Here is a 22,975-nt window from a genome sequence, read left to right as displayed (position 1 = left end):
CGCCCGCCCGGCCTCAGTCGAACAGGTCGGGTTCGTCGCGGGCGATCTGGTCGTACAGCGGCTGGAAGTTGATCCACCCCACCAGGTCGTTGCCGATCTGCCCGTGGGTGAGCTTGGCGTTCTCGTGGGTGATCGGGACGACCTCACCGGCGGCCTTCGCCAGGAGCTGGGCCTGGCACGAGCGCTCCATGGTGACGAACCACCAGGCGGCGGCGTCCACCGAGTCGCCGACGGTCAGCAGGCCGTGGTTGCGCAGGATGACGGCCTTGTGCGAGCCCAGGGCCCGGGCGATCCTGCGGCCCTCCTCGGTCTCGACCACGACGCCGGTGTAGTCGTCGAACAGGCCGTGGTCCTCGTAGAAGGCGCACGCGTCCTGCGTGAGCGGCTCCAGCGACCGCCCGAGCGACGACAGGGCCTTGCCGTGCACGGAGTGGCTGTGCGCGGCGGCCACGGCGTCCGGCCGGGCCTGGTGGACCATCGCGTGGATCGCGAAGGCGGCCTTGTTGACGTGGTAGCGCCCCTCGACGACCTCGCCCTGATGGTTGACCAGGATCAGATCGCTGACCTTGACGTGTTTGAAGCTCATGCCGAAGGGGTTCACCCAGAAGTGGTCGAGGTGCTCGGGGTCGCGCGCGGTGATGTGGCCGGCGACGCCCTCCTCGAAGCCGAAGCGGCCGAACAGCCTGAGCGCCGCGGCCAGCCGCTCCTGGCGGTGGCGCCGCTCGTCGGCCACGTTCTCGAACTTCGGGGGCAGCCGGAAGGTCAGCTGCTCGCCGGGGACCGGACGCAGGTCCGAGAGGCTCATCTGGGTCTCCTCATTGCCCGAACATCTGTCGGTTACCACCCAGTATGGCCGTTGTCGTCCGGCCGGTGAAGGCCCTGCCGCCGTCCGCCGGACGCGGCGGTTTGACCACGGGGACGACCGGGGCTTACCGTTCGATGACCAACCGATGACCAAATGAGCTTATCTGGTCATTCGTCCACCGTGAGTGAGGCCATGCCGTCCCCCGACACCGAACCTCGCGCCGGCCGAGGCGCTCCCCCCGGGCCAGGCCGTGAAGAACGCGCCCACCGCATCCTCAACGCCGCCGCCGAGCTGATCCTGCGCTGGGGATACGACAAGACGACCATCGACGACATCGCCCGCGCCGCGGGGGTGGCCAAGGGCACGATCTACCTGCACTGGAAGTCGCGGGAGGCGCTGTTCGCCGCCCTGCTGCGCCGCGACCGCGTCGCCATGCTCGAACAGGTGCGCGCGGGCCTGGCCGCCGACCCCGGCGGCGCCACGCCCCGCTCCCTGTTCCGGCACCTCGCCCTGGCGGTCATGACCCGGCCGCTGATGAAGGCCAGCCTGCTGAGCGACGCCGAGGTGCTCGGCAAGCTGATCCGCAACAAGCCCACCGTGCAGACCGCCGCGGCGATGCGCTCGCTGTCGGAGGTCTACCTGGGCGCGCTGCGCGAGCACGGGGCCGTCCGCACCGACCTGTCGGCGGTCGAGCAGGTGAACGTGATCACCGGCACCATGTACGGCTTCTTCATGATCACCCCGCGGATGCCGGAGGACCACCGGCTCTCCGGCGAGCACCTGGCGGAACTCCTCGCCGACACCCTGCACCGCGCCCTGGACGCGGGCCGCCCGCTCACCCCCGACCAGACGGCCGAGGCCACCGGGGCGGCCCTCGCCTTTCTGGACGAGGCGCTGCGCGTGGCCCGCGAACGGCTCGGGCTGTCCCTGACGACGACCGACCTCGGAGAGGACTACCGACAGTGAGCGAGCCCCCTCTGGTGCTGCCCCTGGCCGACCCGGCCGCCGACCTGGCCCTCACCGGCGGCAAGGGCGCCTCGCTCGCCCGCATGGCCGCCGCCGGGCTGCCGGTCCCGCCGGGCTTCCACGTCACCACCACGGCCTACGAGCGCTTCGTCGCCGGTGGGCTGCGCGAGGCCGTCCTGTCCGCCGTCGCCGCCCAGGACGAGGGGGCGATCGGGCCGCTGTTCGCCGGGCGCGAGGTCCCCGAGCCGGTGAGCGCGGCGATCCGTGCGGCGTACAAGGCCCTCGGCGAGCCCGTGGTCGCCGTGCGCTCCTCGGCCACCGCCGAGGACCTGCCGGGCATGTCCTTCGCCGGGCAGCAGGAGACCTATCTGGGCGTCCAGGGCGAGGTCGCCCTGATCGACGCCGTCCGGCGCTGCTGGGCCTCCCTGTGGACCACCCGGGCCATCGCCTACCGCGCCGGCAACGGCGTCGCGCACGAGGAGGTGACGATGGCGGTGGTCGTCCAGGAGCTGGTGCCCGCCGACGCGGCCGGCGTCCTGTTCACCGCCGACCCGGTCACCGGGGCGCGCGACCGCATGGTACTCAACGCGGCGTGGGGGCTCGGAGAGGCCGTCGTCGGCGGCCAGGTCACCCCGGACACGGTGGTCGTGGCCCGGCCGGGAGGAGCGGTCATCGCCCGGCACACCGCCGAGAAGGCCGTGATGACCGTACGCGCCGGAGCCGGCACCGCGGAGGTGCCGGTGCCCGAGGACCTGCGCGCCGCCCCGGTGCTGGACGCCGCCGCCATCGCCGCCCTCGCCCGCCTGGGCGAGCGCGTCGAGGAGCTGTACGGCCTTCCCATGGACGTCGAGTGGGCCCTCCACGCCGGGCGGCCGTCCATCCTGCAGGCCCGCCCGATCACCGCCCTGGAGGCCCCGGCGCCCGCGGACCTGTGGAACGACAGCCTCTCCGGCGACTACCTGTGGAGCAACGGCAACCTCGGCGAGGCCATCCCCGACGTGATGACGCCGAGCACCTACTCCTTCGTCGAGATCTTCATGTCCGGTGCGATGCGCACCTCGTCCGTCGCGGAGTTCCGCGCCTACGGGCGCATCGGCGGGCGCTTCTACATGAACCTCAGCCTGGCCATGACGCTCGCGGCGGCGTTCGGCCTGCGCAAGCGCTTCGCCATGTTCATCGAGCCGGTGTTCGGCAGGCTGCCCGCCGGCATGGACATCCCGACGGTGCCGCTGTCGTGGTGGCGGATGGCCCGGCTGATCCTCCCGGCGGCGGTGGCGGTCAAGCGGGAAGTACGGGTCAACACCCGCCGGCTGCCGGAGTTCTTCGCCACGGCGCCGGGGCGGTGTGAAGCGCTGCGCGGACGCGTCGCGGCGGCACCCACGGCCGCCGCTCTGGCCGCCCTCTGGCGTGAGGAGCTCGGCCCGTACCTGCTCGAATGCTCGCACATGCTGGAGGCCGCCACCCGCCAGGACAGCGGGGCGCTCGGCCTCGGCCGCATACGGCTCGCCAAGCTGGTCGGCGAGTCCGAGGTCGCCGCGCTGAGCAGCGGCCTGCACGGCGGCGACTCCGCTCTGGCGAGCCTCGGCCTGCTCGTCGGCCTGGACCGGCTGTCCCGCGGCGAGATCGACCGCGACGCCTTCGCCCGCGAGTGGGGCCACCGGGGGCCGAGCGAGTTCGAGGTCTCCGTCGCACGCCCCGGCGAGGATCCCCGGTGGATCGACGCCCAGCTCGCCGGCCTCCGCGAGGCCGAGCACGACCTCGACGCGCTCCTCGGCCGCCAGAGCGAGCGGCGCGCCGCCGCGTGGCGCCGGCTGGAGGAAGAGCACCCGCATCAGGTGCGGCGCGCCCGGCGCACGGTCGCGCGCATGACCAGGGCGCTCCGCGACCGGGAGGTGGCGCGCTCGGAGGTGGTCCGGGCCTTCTGGGCGGTGCGCGACTTCGTGCTGCGCGCCGGCGAGATCACCGGACATGGCGAGGACCTGTTCTTCCTGTCCGTCGAGGAGATCCTCGCCGTCCTCGACGCCCGGTCCCCCGGCGGCGGCGCCGGGGACGCTCCGGGCGCCGGCAGCGCGGCGGACGGGGCGGCGGACGGGGCGGCGGACGGGGCGTCCGCGCTCGCGGCGGTCGCCGGACGACGCCGGCTCTACGACCGCTACCGGGCGCTGCCGCCGTACCCCGCGCTGATCAGGGGCCGGTTCGACCCCTTCCGGTGGGCGGCCGACCCCGCGCGGCGCGGCGACGTGTACGACGAGCACGACCGGGAGGCGCCGGCGGCCGAGGCGGTGAGCGGCTTCCCCGGCGCGGCGGGCGTGGTCGAGGGCCGGGCGCGGGTCATCGCGAGCGTGGAGGAGGGCGAGGCGCTCATGCCGGGCGAGATCCTGGTCACGACCGTCACCAACGTGGGATGGACGCCGCTGTTCCCGCGGGCCGCGGCCGTCGTCACCGACGTGGGCGCTCCCCTGTCACACGCGGCGATCGTCGCCCGCGAGCTCGGCATCCCGGCCGTCGTCGGCTGCGGCAACGCCACCGACCGGGTGCGCACCGGCGACCTGCTGCGCGTGGACGGCGAGCACGGCACCGTGGAGATCCTCACCACGGCCCCGCCCTCGTAGCGGCGCCGTGCGGGCCGAGGGTCAGGACGTGGCGCCGTGGTCGGCGGCGATGGCGTCCACGCGGGCGGCGAGGGTGAAGTCCTTCTCGGTCAGGCCGCCGGCGTCGTGGGTGGTCAGGGCCAGGTGGAGCCGCCGCCACCGGATGTCGACGTCCGGGTGGTGGTTCATGGCCTCCGCCTGCTCGGCCACGTCGTTGACGATGGCGATGGCCGTGCGGAAGTCGGGGGCGACGATCGTGCGCCGGATCTCGTCGCCCTCGCGCTTCCAGTCGGGCACCGTGCTCAGCCGGGTGGCGATCGCCGCTTCGTCCAACCTGTTCATGCCAGGAGTCTCGCACGCGGCGGGAAGGGTTGTCGCGCGGGCCCGGCGGCCCGGCTCACCCGGCGGCTCACCCGGCGGGTCAGCCTGCGGAGGCCTCCTGCCTGGCCGCCACCGAGGCCCCGTAGCCGCGTTCGACGATCAGGCCGGCCATCTCCTCGTACGCCTTGGGATCCTCCGGGGCGTAGGTGCCCAGGCCGTCGACGTACCGGTTGTACATGCAGAACGCCGCGGCGATGAGCACGGTGTCGTGGATCTCCAGGTCGGTGGCGCCGTTCTCGCGCGCCGCCTCGACCAGGGCGGGGGTGACGTCGGTGCCGATGCGCTGGACCGCGCCGGCGACGCGCAGCAGCGCCTTCATCTTCGCCGAGATGTCGGCGGTGTCGAGGTCGGCGCAGGCCTGGGCGACGGTCTCGGCGCCGCCGGGGAGCTGCGCCGCGGCGAACGCGGCGTGCGAGCCGTGGCAGAACCGGCAGCGGTTCAGGTCGGACACATAGGAGGCGATGAGCTCGCGCTCGCCCCTGGTCAGCGTGTTCTCGCCCCGCAGCAGGATCTCGGCGAGCTCGTTGAGCACCTTGGCGGTGTCGGGCCGGTACAGCATCAGCCCGACGATGCCGGGTGCGTCGTTCCCTAATTCGATGTGCGGCATGGCTCTCTCTCATGTGTGTCGGTGACGGATGCCCGCCCGCGGGCGCGGCGACGCCGTACCACCGGGCCCGCGGGCGCCGGTGGTACGGACGGTGTGGTCAGACGCCGACCAGCCGGCAGGTCGCTGTCGAGGTCTTGGCGGGGTCGCTCTCGGAGGTCGCGGTCAGCTTCAGCCGGCCGAGGTGGTCGCCGCCCTTGGCCCGCTGGGCGTAGACGGGCACGAGGGTGGAGTCGCCGAACCCGACGGCGGCCAGCGTGTTCGGCGTCCAGGCCGACCAGCCCTTGCCCTCCACGCTCGCCGACAGGCGGTAGACGTCGGACTTCAGGTACGCGCCGACGTCCTCCGGGTGCTGCCCCTGGGGCGCCGCGGCCTTGCCGGTGTTGGCGAGCGGGAAGCGGCAGGCCGCCCACTGCGTGCCCGTGGTGACCGCCGCGCTGGGCAGGACCCTGACGCCGTGCCGCTGCGGCCCCGCGCCGTCCAGCGAGCGGATCGCGACCGTGTAGGAGAGGATCCCCTTCTTGTCGCGCTGCAGGCCGAGCACGTAGAAGTGCAGGCGGTTGGCCTGGTCCACGTACTCGTACTCGCTGCCGGAGTCGGTGCCCGCGTGGAACAGGGCGTCGGAGAGCTGCCGGTAGTCGCCGATGGTGATCGGGACCCGCGTGCCGTCCGGCAGGACGTAGTCGGTCATGCCGATGTCCTGCGGGTTGGCGTCGATCACCCACTCGAACGGCGCCTGGTCCTGGTTCTTGGTCTTGGCGAGCAGCACGCCGGAGTCGGGGGTGAAGGAGTCGGCGCCCATGCGGTCGACCACCTCGACCGTGTAGTTCTGGTAGCCGCCGCCGTCGCACAGCGGGTCGGTGGCGACGTCGCACTTCGGGCTGAGGTCGCCGGTGCCGAGGGCGATGTTGACCCCGGACAGCTCGCTGTCGCCCGGCTGCGCCTCGCGGGCCTTCACCCGGGCGACGACCAGGCCGGACGCGGCCAGCGCCTCCCGCGACAGCCGCAGGACGTTCTTCTCGTCCACCATCTCCAGCTTGATCTTGTTGCGGAGCATGTGCTGGGCGCCCATCGAGCCGCCGCCCGTCGGCGGGATGGTCCAGCGGCTGTGCGGGCCGCCGGGGCCGTTGAAGCTGCCCCGGCTGAGCATCTCCCAGATGCCGGTGTACGCGCGGCGCGGCGGGACCCCGAACGGGTTGTTGTAGTTGTCGCCGATGCCGAGGATGTGGCTGAACTCGTGGGCGTAGACGCCCTGACCGGAGCTCTCGGCCTGGGTGGAGGAGCCGCCGCCCGCGTTCGGCCAGATGGTGGACGCCGAGGCCCAGGAGGTCCACTCGACGTACCGGGTCCTCGCCCAGTTGGGCAGGGCCGGGTCGGGCGGCCCGAAGGGGTCGGTGACCTGCTCCTTGGTGGGGAACTTGATCGGCCCGAACTCCTGCCACGTGGACGACTCGTCCTGGCCGGCGCTCAGGTAGAACACGAAGTCGTACTGGCCGATCGTCGCCTCGCCCGCGTCGGCGGCCCAGGCCGCGCGTCCGTCGGTGCGGATGTTGCGGTTGCAGGTGTCCCCGGCCGGGCAGGCGGTGCCGCTCTGGAACTCCATCGCGTACTCGTGGGACTTGCCGGGCATCTCGTACGGGCCGAAGGCGGTGAGGTCGACCCCGTACCGGCCGCCGGAGTCCTCCATCCAGTACTCGTTGATGGTGTGGCCCCGGTTGAGCTGGTTCGGGGTGTTGAGGAAGTCCTTGTAGAACTGGGCGACCTTGTCGCGGGGGATGTCGTGCGCCTCGGTGCTCGGGTTGCCGAAGACCGTGGAGTGCGGCGGGCGGGTCACCACGAACGACTGGCCGGGGTAGTCGAGCAGGACCAGCGCGCCCTTGAAGGTGCGCTTGGAGGCGGCGCCCGCCGGGTCCGACCAGTCGGTGCCCGGGACGGGCTTGTAGTCCTCCCAGGTCATGTGGTCGGGGTTCTTCCAGTTCTGCGGGTCGATCACGGCCGGGCCGCCGGGCCTGCCCCGGAGCAGGGCGGCGGGCTCCCCCTCCTGCCACGGTTGCCGCTGCGGCCACAGGTCGGCCTGCCACGGATGGGCCGGCGCGGGCGGCGGCTCCGCCAGGGCCGGAGCCGCCCCCAGCCCCACGGGGGCCAGCACGGCGGCGATGAACAGTACGGTCAGTCGTCTCTTCCTGCGATGGGTCGACGACTCGCTCACGGCCTCACCCCTCCGCCCGGGCCGGCCGGCCCAGGACGTGACAGACGTCTTTGCCGGAGATCTTCCACCAGTTGCCGGAAGTACGAAAGAGTCTTTATCCGACAAATAGCGAAAGAGATGGCAGAGGGGTGTGCGGCGCTACTTGACGGCGCCCGCGGTGAGTCCGGACTGGATCTGCCGCTGGAAGACGATGTAGACGATCAGCATCGGCAGGATGGCCATGCTCAGGGCCGCGAACAGCCCCGGCCAGTCGGCCTCGTACCCGGCGCTGGTGTTGATGTTGGCGATGCCCTGCGTGATCAGCCACTTGTCCTCGACGTTGCCCGACAGCAGCACGATCGGGAGCAGATACTGGTTCCACTGGCCGAGGATGTTGAAGATCGTGATGCTGATCAGGCCCGGCCTGGCCATCGGCATCATGATCTGGAAGAACGTCCGGGTGTGCGAGCAGCCGTCCATCATGGCCGCCTCGGCCACCGACGTGGGCAGCGTCTTGAAGAAGGCGGTCAGGAAGAACACCGTGAACGGCAGCGAGTAGGCGATGTAGACCAGGATCACGCCGGTGAAGGTGTCGGTCAGGCCGAAGCTCCGCACGACGAAGAACAGCGGCACCAGCGCCAGGAACACCGGGAAGGACAGCCCGGACACGAACAGGAAGTAGATCGCCCGGTTGCCCCAGAAGCGGTAGCGCGCCAGCACGTACGCGGCCATCGAGCCGAACAGCATCGTGAATGCCGTGCTCACGCCCACCACGAAGACGGTGTTCAGCATGTACCTGCCGACGTGGGCCTTGTCCCAGGCCCGGCCCCAGGCCGCCCAGCTGTAGCCGTGCGGCAGCGCGAGGGGCGCGTCCCCGACGATCTCGGGGTTGGTCTTGAACGAGGCGAGGAAGGTCCACAGGATCGGGCCGACGACCAGGATGGTCCACACGATCAGGGCGACGTGCGACAGGGCGCCGAACACGCCCACCGGGTTCTGCCGGCGCCGGGTCGTGGCCGCGCGCGGCGCCTTGGCCACCCGCACCGCATCGGTCTGAAGCGCCATGACTAGAACTCGATCCTCTCGCGCCGCGTCACGCGCAGGCTGAGCGCCGCGAACGTGATGGTCAGGAAGAACAGCGCCACACCCATCGCCGAGGCGTAGCCGAACTTGGAGAAGGTGAACGCCGTGCGCCAGATCTCCAGAGGCAGCACCGTGGTCGCGTTGTCCGGGCCGCCCCGGTCCACCGACAGCACCTGCACCAGCGCGAAGCAGTCGAACGCGGCGATGCCGAGGTACACCCAGCCGACCTGGATGGTGTCCCAGATGAGCGGGAGCGTGATGCTGAAGAACAGCCGGAACCGGCCGGCGCCGTCCAGGGCCGCCGCCTCGAACACGTCGCGCGGAATGGCCGACATGCCGGCGGAGAACAGCACGACGTAGAACCCGACCGACTGCCAGACGACCACGGCCATGATCGCCCAGAGGGCGAGGTTGGTGTTGATCAGCCAGCCGACCGGGCCGAGCCCGACGGTGGCCAGCAGGCCGTTCAGCACGCCGGTGCCGTCGGGGCGGTAGATCGCCTGGAACAGGACGCCGACGACGGCGACGGCCAGCACCTGGGGGAAGAAGTACACCACCCGGTAGAACTGCGACCCCCAGACGCCCTTGGTCTTCCCGCTCCCGCCTCCGCCCCCGATGTTCAGCAGGAACGCGAAGAAGAGCGCGATCGCGATGGTGATCAGCGGCATGGCGAGCAGCAGGAGGGCGTGGTGGCGCACCGCCGCCCAGAACACCTCGTCGCCCAGCAGCCGGCCGAAGTTCTCGAAGCCGATGTACTGCGGGTTGGCCGAGATGCCCTTCCAGTTGGTCAGCGAGATGTAGAACGCCTGGATGTACGGGCTGATCACGAAGACCACGTACAGGACCACCGGGATCGCCAGGAAGGACACGATGAACCCGTATGTCCGCATCTTGGCAGAGAGCAGCCACCCGGCCAGCCCGCCGTCGCCATGCCGCATGATCGACTACACCGTCCGGTTCTGCTTGGTGATGGAGGAGTCGGCCTTCACCGAGTCGGCCTTCTTCTGCATGTTGGCGCAGAACTCCTCGGCCGAGATGCGGCCGAACATCAGCGAGTTGGTCTGCTTGCGCAGCTCGGTCTCCAGCTCCTTGTACCAGTTCTCGAAGCTGCTGTAGGTGACGATGTTGCTGCCCGCGGCCGTGAGGGCGTCGTTGACGCTCTTCAGGCCCGGGCTGAGCGAGAGCCCCTCGGCGGCGCCGGAGACGACGGTGAGGCTGCCGGACTTCTCGGTGAAGCCCTTCGCGCCCTCCTTGGAGAGCATGATGCGGGCGTACTCCAGCGCGCCGGCGGTGTTCTTGCCCTTGGCCGGGATGATGTACGGCTCGCCCGCGGCCGAGCGGATCGCCTCGAACGGCATCTTGTCGGCCGTGGTCAGGCTCGGGGTCGGCGTGACGGCATACTCGAACGAGGCCGGGGTGTTGGACTTCTGCTCGTTCTCCAGCCACGATCCGGACGGGTACAGCGCGACCTTGTCCTGGTTCTGCCTGGTCTGGACCTCGGTGTGGATCAGGCCCTCGTAGCTCTTGTCCATGAACTTGCCGATCTCGGCCCACGCGGCGGCGGACTGCTTGATCGAGTCACGGTTCCAGACGCCGTCCACGAGGTTGTCGATGTCCATCAGCACCTGGTTCCCCTCGACCTTGGCGGCCGTGATCAGGATCATCCAGTACTGGTAGTAGGAGGCGTTCTTGCCGGCGTAGGCGTACGGCGTGAGGCCGGCCTTCTTGATCGTCTCGCAGAGCGTCTTGAACTCGTCGAAGGTCTTCGGCGGAGCCCAGCCCTTCTCCTGGAACAGCTTGGCGTTGTACCAGAGGCCGTAGCCGCTGGAGACGTAGTTCAGGATGTAGGGCTTGCCGGCGACCAGGCCCGACTCGTAGGTGCCGGGGATCAGCGTGTCCTTGACCTTCTTGCTCGGGTCGTCGATGGAGGGCGCGTCGAACAGCGGCGTGAGGTCGAGGAGCTGGCCCTCGGACTGCAGGGCCCCGTTGTCCATCAGGTCGGAGCCGGAGTTGGCGATGAAGTCCGGGACGTCGCCGCTGGCGAAGCGGGGCTGCAGCGTCTGGGAGATCTGCTGCGTGGCGACGTGCTTGACCGAGGCCTTCGGGAACTCCTTCTTGTACAGCGGCTCGTGCACGTCGGTGGCGTAGCTGTCACCCAGGCCGCCCTTGAAGATGACGACTTCGAGCGGGGCGTCCGCCTTGACCCCGAAGGGGTTGGCCGCCGAGGTCGCGGCGCCGCTCGCGGTGGCGCTGGGGGCGGCGGTGCCGGTGCCGCTGGTCGCGCAGGCGCTGAGCACGCCGGCCGCCGGTCCTGCGACGAGTGCGGTCAGGCCGATCCGGCGGAGCATCTGCCGCCGGGTGATCTCTCGGGGCGTGCCGGCGGAGTTGGACATGCAACCCTCCAGAATGGGCTATCAATTAGGAAAGTTTCCTAAACGTTTGGAGGAACGTACGTCCATCCCCCTACACCGTCAAGTGGTATGGGCCAACCCGTGATCGAGCTGTGGCCGACCAGCATTCGACCCGCGACAGAGGGGCACGCCGGAGGCGTGAGGAAACCCCGGCGTAATCTCACAACGGCACAGGTCATGGGCCGATGATGGCACAAACAGCCCGTAATTCGACACCCCCCATACCCGGTCTAGACCAGATGCCCGCCGACCCCGCCGCACGCCCCCACAGGTCCGGTCGCCTTCCCGCCCACGCAGCCCGATCGTCACGATCCGATAACGCTGGCCACGCGCCAGGCCTGCCACCGCCGCAGGCGCGGCCCGGCGTCCGGAGAGCCGCCTCCCCGGACGCGACCGGCGGCCGGAGAGCCCGCTCCGGCGGCGGCGGACGGCGAACCCGACGAAATCACCTCCGCGGGGCCGGCGATCTCGCCCTCGACGGGGCCGGGGCGCCCATGAAGCGGACCAGAGAGGATCACCTCCACAGACCGGCGATCTCACCCTCGGCGGGGCCTGGTGTCCGCCAGGCGGACCGGTCCGGCGTCGCGCGCGCGGAACGGCTAGCGTCGGAGCCGGAAGGAACGGAACGAATAGGCTTATACGACCCTTTGTCCACGATCGAGCCTGTCACCCCCGCCCGTCCCCGCGACCCGGCTCGCACCACCGATCCCCCCGATCCCCCCGATCCCGCCCGATCCCATCGATCTCCGAGGAGCACGAGCTTGCCGCTCCAGATGACCGGCGCCCCCAGCGATCCCGACCTGATCCGCCTGCCGTGGGACCTACCGCTGGAACAGTGGCCCGAGCACTACCTGGTGACGCTGCCGCGCGGCATCTCCCGGCACGTCGTCCGGTTCGCCCGGCTGTCCGGGCGGGTCTACGCGATCAAGGAGATCAGCCAGCGGTACGCCAAACGCGAGTACCAGCTGCTGTGGGACCTGAGCCGCCTGGACACCCCCTCCGTGGAGCCGGTGGCCGTGGTCACCGGCAGGACCTCGGCCGACGGGGAGCCGCTGGACTCCGCGCTGATCACCCGTCACCTGCAGTTCTCGCTGCCCTACCGGGCCGTGCTGTCGGGAACGCTGCGCCCCGACACGCTGATCCGCCTGCTCGACGCCCTCGCGGTGCTCCTGGTGCGCCTTCACCTGGCCGGCTTCTTCTGGGGTGACTGCTCGCTGAGCAACACGCTGTTCCGCCGGGACGCGGGCGCGTTCGCCGCCTACCTGGTGGACGCCGAGACCGGCGAACTGCATCCGGTGCTCACCCAGGGCCAGCGCTCCCACGACATCGACGTCGCCCACGTGAACATCTACGGCGAGATGCTCGACCTGGAGGCCGGCGGCCTGCTCCACCCCTCGATCGACCCGCTGGCCTTCGCCGAGCAGCTCATCGAGCGCTACCACCGGCTATGGGACGAGCTCACCCAGGAGGAGATCGTCGAGGACGTGGAATGGCACCGCGTCGACCAGCGCATCCGGCGGCTCAACTCCCTGGGCTTCGACGTCGCCGAGATGATGGTCAGGCGCAAGGCCGGCACCGCCCGGCTGATCGTGCGGCCGAAGGTCGTGGACGCCGGCCACCACCAGCGCCGCCTGCTGCGCCTGACCGGGCTGGACGTCGAGGAGAACCAGGCCAGGCGGCTGCTGAACGACCTGGACGCCTTCCGGGTCGCCAAAGGGCTGCGCCACGAGGACGAGGCGATCGTCGCGCACCGCTGGCTGGCCGAGACCTTCCAGCCGACCGTCAACGCCATCCCCGTCGAACTGCGCGGCAAGCTGGAACCCGCCCAGCTCTTCCACGAGGTGCTCGACCACCGCTGGTTCATGTCCGAGGCCGCCGGCCGCGACGTCGGCCTGGAAGCGGCCGTGAAGTCCTACATCGACACCGTCCTGGTCTTCAAACCCGACGAAAAAGCCGTAATAGGCGACGCCCACCCATCCGACCCCCTCAACCCCTGACCCTTCGCCACCAGAACCACGCCCGAACAGCACGCCCCCGCCCCCCGAAATACGCGTGCGAAGGCCACCGCCCTCTCCACAACGCCCCGACTCCTCTCCCACAACGAGCCCCTGAATGGCGCCGCGGCGGTGGGACGCGGTACGGCGATGCCGGCGCCACTCGTACGGCGGCCCACCGGCCACCTCGATCCGCCCACACTGGACTTTGGACCCCCTTGACCAATGGCGCCATGGCGGCAGGACCCGTACGGCGGCCCACCGGCCGCCCGGACCCAACCGGCCCACGCACGGCGGACCACCGGCCATCCCCACCCATCCGCGGCACCTGCCCCAATGGCGCCGCGGCGGTGGGACGCGGTACGGCGATGCCGGCGCCACTCGTACGGCGGCCCACCGGGCCCTGGGGTCAAGTCGGGGTGGATTCCAGGTGGTGGAGGTGGGCGGCGGCGTCGGGGAGGTGGGATTCGGTGAAGACGCGGATGCCGTTGGCCTCGAGCAGGGCGGCCGTCACGCCGGCGCCGGGGGTCGCCCGCCCGCGGAAGGTGCCGTCATGGACGCGCAGACTGCCGCACGACGGGCTGCCGTCCTTGAGGATGGCGAGCCTGACGCCCATCGACAGGGCGACCGCGAGCGCGCCCTGCGCCCCGGCCAGGAAGTGCCGGGTGACGTCCGCGCCGTCAGGGGTGAGGATGCGCGCGACCCCGGACAGCACGGCGGCGCCGCCGACTCCGCCCTCGATCTCTGCGGGCGGTCTCGGCACCGGCAGCCCGCCCTCCACCTCGGGGCAGAACGGCACCAGTCGCCCCTCGGTGTGCCACTGGGCGAGCAGCGTGTCGTCGAGAGTCTTGGCGCGGCCGTCGAACCGCACCCGACGGCCGATCAGACACGCACTGACCAGAATCCTCTCCATCCCTCCAAGGTAGCCACCGCCACGGCCCCAGGATCTCCCGGCAGCGGCCGGTTCCCCTGGCACCGCTCCCAGAGTCCTCCAGTCCCGTGGCAGCGCTCCCGGGATCCTCCGGTCCCCTGGCACCGCTCCCGGAATCCTCCGGTCCCCTGACACCGCTCCCGGAGTCCTCCGGCCTCGTGGCAGCCCCGGGACCCTCGGAGCAGCGCCGAGTCGCTCGCGGTAGCGGCGCTGGACGCTCCGGGCAGGGGAGACAAACAGGGCAATAAATCCCCGTTTCCTCGCTTCATTGTGGGACAAATAGCGCCAGCCAGACATTCTCCCCATCACACCGAGTGGTATTCGAGCCAGCGCCTGCCACTTGGGGGATCGATCCTTCTACTTGGTGAGACATCCTTCTATCTCATATCTTTCACAGCTATTTACGCCGAATGGAATCCCCCGGTCATTTCCCTAGAGTTGGCCGCCACATGCGATTTGGATCGACGGGCGAGGAGTCGACCATGCTCGACATCGAGGACTGTCTCACCGACATCCTGGCCATTCCGGGTGCGCTGGACGCTCTCGTCATCGAGGACACCGGCGGCACCGACAGCAAGGCCGTCGCGGCGGGACGGACGGTCACCGACCTCGATCCGCAGGAGTCGGCCGCCGCGCTGCGCCGCACCCTGCGCGCGACGCTCGTTCTCACCGTCCTGGCGGCCAGGGGCGCCAACCTCGGGCTGCTGCGGATGGAGGGACGCAGGACGGCGGCGCGGCTCGCCGCCATCGTCGAACGCGCGCCGGCGGCCGGATAGCGGCGGCCGGCGCGCTCGCACCCACGAGAGGAACAACGACGAACATGGCCGGCATTGATGTCTCCCTCAAGGAGATGATGGCCGTCGACGGCGCGGTCGGCGCCGCGGTGGTCGACTACAACAGCGGCATGGCGCTCGGCACGCTGGGCGGCTCCAAGGATCTCGACCTTCAGGTCGCGGCCGCCGGGAACACCGAGGTCATCAAGGCCAAACTGCGCACGATGGACGCCCTCGGCCTCAAGGAGGGCATCGAGGACATCCTGATCACGCTGAGCAACCAGTACCACATCATCCGCCCGCTGTCGGGCCGGGGCGGCAAGGGCCTGTTCCTGTACCTGGCGCTGGACCGGGGTCGCGCCAATCTCGCGATGGCGCGGCACTCGCTCCGCGCGATCGACGAGAAGCTCGACATCTGACGGTGGACGCGCCCCGCGACGGAGGAGGCGCGTCCACAGCGACGACCGCGTCCGAGATCAGGGCACGCGTGTTCAGGGCAGCGACCGCGCCCCTGATCACGGCACGCGTGTTCAGGGCGGCGGGCGCGTCCTCGTTCAGGGGCGGTGGGCGCGCTCGGTGAGGTCGGTGACGGCGGCGACGATGTCCGGCCACAGTTCGCGCGGCAGGTCGTGTCCCATCCCCGGGAAGGTCAGCAGCTTGGCCCCGGGGATGGCGTCCGCGGTGGCCTGGCCGCCGGGCGGTCGCACCAGCGGATCGGCCTCGCCGTGGATGACCAGGGCGGGGACCGACAGTTCCCTGAGCGCGGCGGTGCGGTCGCCCGACCCGCGGATGGCGGCGAGCTGGCGGGCGAACCCGGCCGGGTCGTAGGCGCGGTCGAAGCTCTCGCCGGCCAGCCGGGCGACGCGCTCGTCGTCCGCCGGGTAGCCGGGCGAGCCGATGACCCGGCGCGACTCGATCGCCCGCCGGACGACGGCGTCGCGCTCGGGAGCCGACCTGGTGACCAGCACCGCCATGGCCTCAGGGGTGGGCGAGCCGATGTGCGGAGACGGCGTGGACATGATGGAGGTGAGGCTGAGCGTCCTGGACGGATGGCGGATGGCGAAGCTCTGCGCGATCATCCCGCCCATGGACGCGCCGAGCACGTGGGCGGCGTCCCAGCCCAGCGCGTCCAGCAGGCCGGCGGTGTCGTCGGCCATGTCCTCCAGCAGGTACGGCGGCGGCGCGAGCACGCCGTCCGGCCCCGGGTTGAAGTGGGGCACGCCCGCCTCGTGGAAGTGGGTGGACAGGCCGGCGTCCCGGTTGTCGAAGCGGACGACGCGGTGCCCGCTGTCGGCGAACAGCTCGCAGAGCTCCACGTCCCAGTTGATCAATTGCGAGCCGAGACCCATGATCAGCAGTAGCGGCCGGCCGGCGGGGGGCCCGAAAGCCTCGTAGGCGATCTCGACGCCGTTGGTCGTCGCGCGGTTCATGCCGACAGAATTCCATTCTGTTTCGCTCGGCGACAAGACCCCCCGCCGGAGGCGGTCACTGGGTGGCGAGGTGGGCCTTGAAGCCGGCCCCGTAGTTCGTGGCCGTGCCGTTCCAGTCGGTGATCAAGGACGGTCCGCTGGAGCAGTCCCAGTTGTTCCACGTCCACGCCAGGTAGGACAGGCCCTTCTGGTCCAGCCAGCTCATCAGCTGGTCGATGTACCCGTGGGCGCAGTCGTTCTCGCCGATCTCCCCCGCCACGAGCGGCACCTGGGCGGCCACCGGGGCGAGCTGGCTGTCCCAGCAGCTCTGGTTGGCACAGACGTTGAAGTTGTAGGAGTGCCAGGCGGCGACGAGGTTGCCGGCCGGGTCGGACGGCTTGTACGACAGCCACTGGGTCAGGTCGTTGGAGTAGGCGAGCCCGCCGAGCAGGATCACGTTCTGCGCCCCGGTCGCGCGCACGGCGTTGACCAGGGTCTGCATGCCCGCCACCTGGTACCCGATGCCCGCGCAGGTGCCGCCGTTCTTCCAGCACGCCCAGCCGGAGGCCGCGCTGCCGGTGGCCCGCTCGGGGTAGGGCTCGTTGAACAGGTCGAACACGATCGCGGTGTCGTTTTTGAAGGTGTTGGCGACCGAGGTCCAGAAGCTCGGCGCGTACTGCGCGTCCGGCATGGGCTTCTGGCACGAAGCGTGCACGTCAGTGCAGGCGGAGGAGTTTCCGGTGTAGGCGCCGTAACTCCAGTGCATCTCCACGATCGGGGTGATGCCGTGCGCCAGCAGCCTGGAGACGTACCCCTTCACCTCGTTCTGGTAGGTCGTGCCGGCGTACTGCGACTGGACGTTGCCGGTGCCGAGCCAGCACTCCTCGTTGAGCGGAACGCGGACGGTCCTGATCTTCCAGGCGGCCATGGCGTTGATGGACGCGTCGTCCATCGGCCCGTTCCAGATGCCGTTGCCCTGGATGCAGGCGAACTCCCCGCCCGAGCGGTTGGCGCCGAGAAGCCGGACGGCCTGCCCCGCCTGGTTGACGAGCTTGTTGCCTGAGACGTGCAGCTTGGGCGCCGAACCCGGCGGCACGCTCGGCGTGGGCGTGGGCGTGGGCGTGGGCGTGGGCGTGGGCGTGGGCGTCGGCGTGGGGGTCGGGGTCGGCGTCCTTGTGGGAGTGGGCGTCGGCGTGGGCGTCCGGGTGGGCGTCGGGGACGCGGTCGGCACTCCGGTGCAGGCCACACCGTTGACCGAGAAGGCGGTGGGGACGGGGTTGGCGCCGCCGAAGGTGCCGGTGAACCCGATGCCGGAGACGGTGGCGTTCGTGGCGATGGAGCCGTTGTACGACATGCCGACGGCCGTGACGTGCGCGCCGGACTGCGTCCAGGTGGCGTTCCACCCCGAGGCGACCTTCTGGCCGGAGTCGGGGAAGTCGAAGTCCAGCTTCCAGCCGGTCAGCGGGTCACCGAGGTTGGTGATGGCCACGTCGCCCTGGAATCCGCCGCTCCACTGATTGGTGATCTTGTAGGCCACCGTGCACCCTGCGGCGGCGCCGGCGGCCGGCGCCATCACCGCTGCGATCCCACCCGCGGCGACCAGCGCGGCCGCCGCGAAAGTGGCGAGACTTCGTCTCATCAGGCGTCCTTTCCGGAAATGAACGGCCACCGGTACGGCACGCGATGGACCGCCGAATGAAGCGTCCCGAAATTAATCGATTAAGTCGGCGGTCGCGACCCTCCACCGCTACGGCGGACGCTCCGCGTGGCCGCTGGTCATCACCGGTCAGGCGCCATGCGGGCACCGCGGGCACCCCAGCCCATCCCGGCCAGGACAAACGCGCACACCCCACGGAAATTGAACCGATTAATCACCGTCGCGACGCGGCACAGATCCATTGAAAGGTTCAGCCCCCGGCACCCACGCCGCAACGCAGTTCCTGGACGGCGCTGATCCGCCAGACGACCATCGCCGCGAGGACCGCCGCGGCGATGCCGATCGGCGTGGCGATGACCTCCAGCCACGCGACGACCACGACCGGGTCTCCGTCCGTCCCCAGCTCCATCGCCCGCTGAGCGAACCGGATGCCGTACATGGAGAGCAGATAGCCGACCCACCAGGACCGCACCAGCCATGAGCGGCGCTCACCGTCCCACGTCTGGGCGGGCGTCCCGGGCCGGCTGGCCAGCCAGATGTCGTCGATGATCTGCTTGGGAACGATGAAGTTCACGCCCGGGACGATCCACCCCAGAACCAGCGAGACCTTGCCATGACGCTGATACACCCAGCTCAGCCCTTGGGCGTTCGCCCGGGCGCGGAACAGCCAGACGAGGAAGGCGACGGCGGCGATCACCAGGACGACCGTCCGGACCAGAGCGCCGAGCACGTCGAGGCCACCAGCGAACTCGAGATCCTCCTCCATCGACGACCCTTCGGAGCCCAGCCGGTTGAGCACCAAGATGCGGACCACGGTGGTCAGGCACGCGACGAGCTCGCCCACGACCCACAGGGCCAGCGCCACGATCACTCCGACCGCCTGACCGTGGATGGGCCGCAGAGGCCCCGACCCGGCACCCTGGTGACCACCCAGGCCGCCGCGACCGGCGAAGTCCCGAACGGCCGGACCGGGAGCGTGGGCGCCGGGAAGCGGCGAGCCGGGCTCGGCCTCGGCGCCGTACACCTCGGCGGGAATCCGAAGGTGCGCGTCGGCGGCAATGCCGCACGTGGGGCACCTCACGGCGTCGGTGGGCAGCGCGAACCCGCACCGCGGACAAGCCATGGGGACTCCTGCCGGGTCTGACGGACAACAACGATCAAGCACCCAATGCTATTGAGCACGCCACGACCGCGGCATCCGTGATTACCCGCACCCGCGCCCGCCGGAACGGACCGCCCGCCGGCCGTCACGCGTTCAGTGCGGGGCGCCGGGGACCTCGCCGCGGTCCGTGCCGGGGAGCCCGCGGCCGGCAGGAACGCCCCGGCCCGCGCCTCACCGGCCGGCAGGAACGCCTCGGCCCGTGCCTCACCGCCCATGCATCCGCTCTCCCCCCGGGTTAGGGTGCGGTCATGGCACCGGCGACCGTGGAGCTGTACCGGCGGTTCGCGTCCATGGAGGCGCGGGGCAGCTCGCCGCTCTACGAGGAGCTCGCCCTCGGGGTGGCGGACGACCGTGACCTGCTCGGCCTGCTGTCCGGCCTCCCGGCGGCCAAGCGGCAGCCGAACCTGCTGTTCGCCGCCGCCCGGCATGTCAGCGGGACTCCGGACGGCTACCGGGCGTTCCGCGAGGCCGTCCTTGACCACCGTGACGCGGTCGTGGCCACGATGCTCTCCCGGCGCACGCAGACCAACGAGCCGGCGCGGTGCGCCGCGCTGTACCCCCTGCTCGCCTCGCTGCCGCAGCCGCTGGCGCTGCTGGAGGCCGGGGCGTCGGCCGGGCTGTGCCTGCTCCCCGACCGCTACGGGTACGACTACGACGGCACCCTGGCCGGCGCGGTGGACAGCCCGTTGCGGGTGCGGTGCCAGGTCGAGGGCGAGCCGCCCCTGCCCGGACCGGGAGCGGTCACCGTCGCCTGGCGGGCCGGCATCGACCTGAACCCGCTCGACGTCACCGACCCCGACGACGTCCGGTGGCTGCGGACGCTGGTCTGGCCCGAACACCACGAACGGTTGCGGCGCCTGGACGCCGCGATCGAGCTGGCGCGGCAGGACCCTCCCCGCGTGGTGCGCGGAGATCTCAACGCGCGCCTCGGCGAGGTGGCGGCCCAGGCGCCCCCGTCGGCCACGCTCGTCGTCTTCCACACCGCGGTGCTCTACTACGTGCCCGAAGCCGGCCGGGCCACGTTCGTGGACCGGGTGCGGCGGCTCGACGGGCACTGGATCTCCCAGGAAGACGCCGAGGTCCTGCCGGACGTCGCCGCTCGCCTCGGGCGGCGGCCCCCGGCGGACACCCTCACCTACACCGTCGCGCTCGACGGGCGCCCCGTCGCGTTCTCCGCCATCCACGGCGGCCACCTGCGCTGGCTCAACGACGGCCACGATCTGGGCGAGGCACCGTGAGGGAGATCAGCTCCTCCATGTAGGTGTCCCTCGACGGTTCCCTCCATCACCCGATCGTGCCGGACGGTGTTCGGATGCAGGTGGTCGTGGGGGTGTTGTCGGCGCCGCTGGTGGTGGTCGCCTGGAAGCCGAACGTGGTGGAGCCGTTGGGGGGCAGCGCTCCGTTGAAGCTCAAATTCGTGATCGTGTACGGGTTGGCGGTGTTGCTCATGGCGGCATTCCAGGTCCGCGTGATCTGCTGGCCGCCGGAGAAGGTGAGGGTGACCGTCCACCCGGTGGTCGCGGTGGTGCCGGTGTTGGTCACGACCACTTTCCCCTGGAACGCGCCGGGCCAGTCACCGGCCGGGCTGTACACGGCCGTACAGCCCCTGGTCGGGCAGGCGGGGACGTAGACGGTGACCGGTGAGGTGAAGGCGGAGTAGTTGCCCGCCGCGTCACGCGCCCGCACCTGGAAGCGGTAGACCCCCACACCGGACTGGGTGAACGACGTGGTCGTCGTGGTGCCGACCAGGGCGAACGTGCCGCCGGTGGCGCCGGGCGCACGCCAGATCTCGTACCCGATGACGCCCACGTTGTCCGTCGAGGCGGTCCAGGTCAGCGTCACCGAGCCGCAGGTGACGGTCGCGGTCGGCGTACCTGGCGTCGTGGGCGGCTGCGGGTCCGGCGGCATCGTCGGGCAGGGGGGCGGCACGACCCGCACCGGCTCGGTGAAGGCGGAGGTGTTGCCGGCCGCGTCGCGTGCCCGCACCTCGTACTGGTACAGCCCGTTGATGGGCTGGGTGAACGAGGTCGCCGAGGTCGTCCCGACCGGGACGAACGTGCCGCCGCTGTAGGGCGCGCCGTACACGTCGTAGCCGGTGACCCCCACGTTGTCGGTGGAGGCGGTCCAGGTCAGCGTCACCGACAGCGGATTGCATCTGACCGTGGTGCTCAGCCCGGTGGGAACCGTCGGCGGGCTGGTGTCGGCGAGCCACGTGATCCGCGCAGGAGCCGTGGCCGAGAACGCGGGCGTGGTCACCCCGAGCCCGGCCAGTGCGGTGAGCGCCGCGAGAACGATGGAGATGACTCGCCGTTGCATGGTGACTCCCTGGCGGCCAGGAGGTGGGGGCGGTGACCTTGCCGGCCCCGCCATACCGATCGACGCGCTACGCCGACGGTAGGACCGCGTGTCGCCGTATGTCGACACCGCGGCCGGGCGGGCCGCGAAGTCACAGGTCGCGGATGGAAATTTCAGCCCGCCGAACCTGGCCAGCACCGAGGAGCGCGGCCGACGTCGCGGGTTCGGTCGCCCGCGCTTCCGTACATTTCGGCGGATAGCCGAAAGTTTCATGATGCCTCATCCACGGAAACTGCCATGCGCCGTCCGTGAGCAGTTTGAACGCGTCATCCACAAAGGTGAGGCAGTCGCAATCTTTCGGCATCTGATTGACACTTTCAGGAAACCGGGCGAACACTGGCGCCATCGGCAGGCATGAAGCTGTCGATCCAGGTCACCAGCCGCGACCTGGTCCTCCGGCCGTCCACCGGAAGACGGCCGGACACCTCCGCCGCGTCGCACGACGCCGGCGTGCCGTGGCCCTCACCCGGTCACCGGCAAGCGCCCCGCCGGATCGTGCCACGCCGCCTGGCACCGCCAGCTTTCACGAGGAGGAAGCGCGCACATGAACGACGTCCCCATCCTTCCGAAGATGCGCAGACCTGGCCGTCCTTGGGCGCTCATCGGCCGCGCCTGGGTCATAGCCCTGGTCGCGATCATCACCATGCTCCCCGGCACCGCCCACGCGGCCATCACCAGCAACCAGACCGGCACCGACGGCGGTTACTTCTACTCCTTCTGGAGTGACGGCGGTGGATCGTCGTCCATGACCCTGGGCGGCGGCGGGAACTACAGCACCTCCTGGAGCAACGTCGGCAACTTCGTCGCCGGCAAGGGCTGGAGGAACGGCGGCCGCATGTCGGTGAACTACTCCGGCAGCTTCAACCCCTCCGGCAACGCCTACCTGGCGCTGTACGGCTGGACCAGGAACCCGCTGGTGGAGTACTACATCCTGGACAACTGGGGCACCTACCGGCCCACCGGGACCTACAAGGGCACCGTCACCAGCGACGGCGGCACCTATGACATCTACATGACCACCCGGTACAACGCCCCCTCCATCGAGGGCAACAGCAGCACCTTCAACCAGTACTGGAGCGTCCGCCAGTCCAAGAAGACCGGCGGCACCATCACCACCGGCAACCACTTCGACGCCTGGGCCCGCTACGGCATGAACCTCGGCTCCCACGACTACATGATCCTGGCCACCGAGGGCTACCAGAGCAGCGGCAACTCCAACATCACCCTGGGCACCTCCGGCGGTGGCGGCGGTGGCGGCGGTGGCGGCGGTGGCGGCGGTGGCGGCGGTGGCGGCGGCGGTGGCGGCGGTGGCGGCGGTGGCGGCGGCGGTTGCACCGCGACCCTGTCGGCCGGCCAGTCGTGGAGCGACCGCTACAACCTCAACGTCGCGGTCTCCGGTTCCAGCAACTGGACCGTAACGATGAACGTGCCCTCGCCCGCCAAGATCCTCTCCACCTGGAACATCAGCGCGAGCTACCCCAGCGCCCAGGTGCTGACCGCCAAGCCCAACGGCAGCGGCAACAACTTCGGCGTCACCATCCAGCACAACGGCAACTACAACTGGCCCTCGGTCTCCTGCAGCGCAGGCTGACCGGCGTACGAACCTGAATCCTCGACGAGGTCGCCGAAGTCCGCGCCGAAAAGGCCCGGGTCGCCGTGCTGCTC

20 protein-coding genes are annotated in these 22,975 nt (G+C 70.6%); 7 read left to right on the top strand and 13 right to left on the bottom strand.

The genetic code is table 11. The annotated features are described in order from the left end of the window. Positions 1-13: 13 nt before the first annotated feature. The gene (locus ABZU32_RS33490; protein WP_354928656.1) at positions 14-805 is read right to left on the bottom strand and encodes a class II aldolase/adducin family protein; all 792 of its coding nucleotides are present in this window, start codon (positions 803-805) and stop codon (positions 14-16) included. Between the two features lie 180 nt (positions 806-985). Between ABZU32_RS33490 and ABZU32_RS33485 the strand changes: the two genes are divergently transcribed. Together ABZU32_RS33485 and ABZU32_RS33480 are read left to right on the top strand one after the other, a co-directional pair. Next, positions 986-1,771 carry a helix-turn-helix domain-containing protein gene (locus ABZU32_RS33485; RefSeq protein ID WP_354928653.1) on the top strand — a complete coding sequence of 262 codons (786 nt, stop codon included), beginning with the start codon at positions 986-988 and terminating at the stop codon, positions 1,769-1,771. Beyond that, the gene (locus ABZU32_RS33480) at positions 1,768-4,383 is read left to right on the top strand and encodes a PEP/pyruvate-binding domain-containing protein (protein ID WP_354928650.1); all 2,616 of its coding nucleotides are present in this window, start codon (positions 1,768-1,770) and stop codon (positions 4,381-4,383) included. Before ABZU32_RS33485 ends, ABZU32_RS33480 begins: the two co-directional genes overlap by 4 nt. Positions 4,384-4,404: 21 nt before the next feature. Here ABZU32_RS33480 and ABZU32_RS33475 read toward each other — a convergent pair whose 3' ends face one another. The 6 genes from ABZU32_RS33475 to ngcE form a co-directional block, all read right to left on the bottom strand. After that, positions 4,405-4,704 (bottom strand): 4a-hydroxytetrahydrobiopterin dehydratase, encoded by a 300-nt coding sequence (locus ABZU32_RS33475; protein WP_354840802.1) that lies wholly within the window; start codon positions 4,702-4,704, stop codon positions 4,405-4,407. A 79-nt stretch (positions 4,705-4,783) separates the two neighbouring features. After that, positions 4,784-5,350, bottom strand: coding sequence for a carboxymuconolactone decarboxylase family protein (locus tag ABZU32_RS33470; RefSeq protein ID WP_354928647.1), 567 nt, complete (start codon positions 5,348-5,350; stop codon positions 4,784-4,786). A gap of 97 nt (positions 5,351-5,447) precedes the next feature. Further along, the gene (locus tag ABZU32_RS33465; RefSeq protein WP_354928644.1) at positions 5,448-7,556 is read right to left on the bottom strand and encodes a M6 family metalloprotease domain-containing protein; all 2,109 of its coding nucleotides are present in this window, start codon (positions 7,554-7,556) and stop codon (positions 5,448-5,450) included. Positions 7,557-7,694: 138 nt separating this feature from the next. Beyond that, positions 7,695-8,600 carry a carbohydrate ABC transporter permease gene (locus tag ABZU32_RS33460; RefSeq protein ID WP_354928641.1) on the bottom strand — a complete coding sequence of 302 codons (906 nt, stop codon included), beginning with the start codon at positions 8,598-8,600 and terminating at the stop codon, positions 7,695-7,697. A gap of 2 nt (positions 8,601-8,602) precedes the next feature. Then, positions 8,603-9,556, bottom strand: coding sequence for a sugar ABC transporter permease (locus tag ABZU32_RS33455; protein ID WP_354840790.1), 954 nt, complete (start codon positions 9,554-9,556; stop codon positions 8,603-8,605). Positions 9,557-9,562: 6 nt separating this feature from the next. Then, on the bottom strand, positions 9,563-11,011 hold the full coding sequence (gene ngcE, locus ABZU32_RS33450) for an N-acetylglucosamine/diacetylchitobiose ABC transporter substrate-binding protein (protein WP_354840787.1): 1,449 nt from the start codon (positions 11,009-11,011) through the stop codon (positions 9,563-9,565). 779 nt (positions 11,012-11,790) lie between these two features. Between ngcE and ABZU32_RS33445 the strand changes: the two genes are divergently transcribed. Further along, a complete protein-coding gene (locus ABZU32_RS33445; protein WP_354840784.1) occupies positions 11,791-13,026 on the top strand; it encodes a DUF4032 domain-containing protein in 1,236 nt (411 codons plus the stop codon). A 406-nt stretch (positions 13,027-13,432) separates the two neighbouring features. Here ABZU32_RS33445 and ABZU32_RS33440 read toward each other — a convergent pair whose 3' ends face one another. Continuing rightward, a complete protein-coding gene (locus tag ABZU32_RS33440; RefSeq protein ID WP_354928638.1) occupies positions 13,433-13,936 on the bottom strand; it encodes a DUF523 domain-containing protein in 504 nt (167 codons plus the stop codon). A 500-nt stretch (positions 13,937-14,436) separates the two neighbouring features. On the opposite strand from ABZU32_RS33440, the gene ABZU32_RS33435 reads away from it, so the two are divergent. Next, complete coding sequence (locus ABZU32_RS33435) at positions 14,437-14,730, top strand: hypothetical protein (protein ID WP_354928635.1); 294 nt, start codon at positions 14,437-14,439, stop codon at positions 14,728-14,730. 44 nt (positions 14,731-14,774) lie between these two features. After that, complete coding sequence (locus ABZU32_RS33430) at positions 14,775-15,146, top strand: hypothetical protein (RefSeq protein WP_354840773.1); 372 nt, start codon at positions 14,775-14,777, stop codon at positions 15,144-15,146. 135 nt (positions 15,147-15,281) lie between these two features. On the opposite strand, the gene ABZU32_RS33425 is transcribed toward ABZU32_RS33430, so the two are convergent. From ABZU32_RS33425 to ABZU32_RS33415, 3 genes are all read right to left on the bottom strand, one after another. Continuing rightward, complete coding sequence (locus ABZU32_RS33425) at positions 15,282-16,157, bottom strand: alpha/beta hydrolase (protein WP_354928632.1); 876 nt, start codon at positions 16,155-16,157, stop codon at positions 15,282-15,284. Between the two features lie 55 nt (positions 16,158-16,212). After that, complete coding sequence (locus tag ABZU32_RS33420) at positions 16,213-17,775, bottom strand: cellulase family glycosylhydrolase (protein WP_354928629.1); 1,563 nt, start codon at positions 17,773-17,775, stop codon at positions 16,213-16,215. 268 nt (positions 17,776-18,043) lie between these two features. Next, positions 18,044-18,916 carry a DUF4328 domain-containing protein gene (locus ABZU32_RS33415; RefSeq protein WP_354928626.1) on the bottom strand — a complete coding sequence of 291 codons (873 nt, stop codon included), beginning with the start codon at positions 18,914-18,916 and terminating at the stop codon, positions 18,044-18,046. Between the two features lie 287 nt (positions 18,917-19,203). Between ABZU32_RS33415 and ABZU32_RS33410 the strand changes: the two genes are divergently transcribed. Beyond that, positions 19,204-20,193, top strand: coding sequence for a DUF2332 domain-containing protein (locus ABZU32_RS33410; protein ID WP_354928623.1), 990 nt, complete (start codon positions 19,204-19,206; stop codon positions 20,191-20,193). 46 nt (positions 20,194-20,239) lie between these two features. On the opposite strand, the gene ABZU32_RS33405 is transcribed toward ABZU32_RS33410, so the two are convergent. Next, on the bottom strand, positions 20,240-21,271 hold the full coding sequence (locus ABZU32_RS33405; protein ID WP_354928621.1) for a cellulose binding domain-containing protein: 1,032 nt from the start codon (positions 21,269-21,271) through the stop codon (positions 20,240-20,242). Between the two features lie 130 nt (positions 21,272-21,401). Beyond that, positions 21,402-21,656, bottom strand: a complete 255-nt coding sequence (locus tag ABZU32_RS33400) for a hypothetical protein (RefSeq protein WP_354928619.1) — start codon at positions 21,654-21,656, stop codon at positions 21,402-21,404. A gap of 198 nt (positions 21,657-21,854) precedes the next feature. Here ABZU32_RS33400 and ABZU32_RS33395 point away from each other — a divergent pair, with 198 nt between their 5' ends. After that, on the top strand, positions 21,855-22,901 hold the full coding sequence (locus ABZU32_RS33395; protein ID WP_354928616.1) for a glycoside hydrolase family 11 protein: 1,047 nt from the start codon (positions 21,855-21,857) through the stop codon (positions 22,899-22,901). Positions 22,902-22,975: the final 74 nt, after the last annotated feature.

Origin of the sequence: Sphaerisporangium sp. NPDC005288 (assembly GCF_040607475.1) — a bacterium.
Taxonomy (GTDB): domain Bacteria; phylum Actinomycetota; class Actinomycetes; order Streptosporangiales; family Streptosporangiaceae; genus Sphaerisporangium; species Sphaerisporangium rhizosphaerae.
Note: the sequence above shows the minus strand (reverse complement) of the source record. Positions and strands in the feature narration are given on the sequence as shown.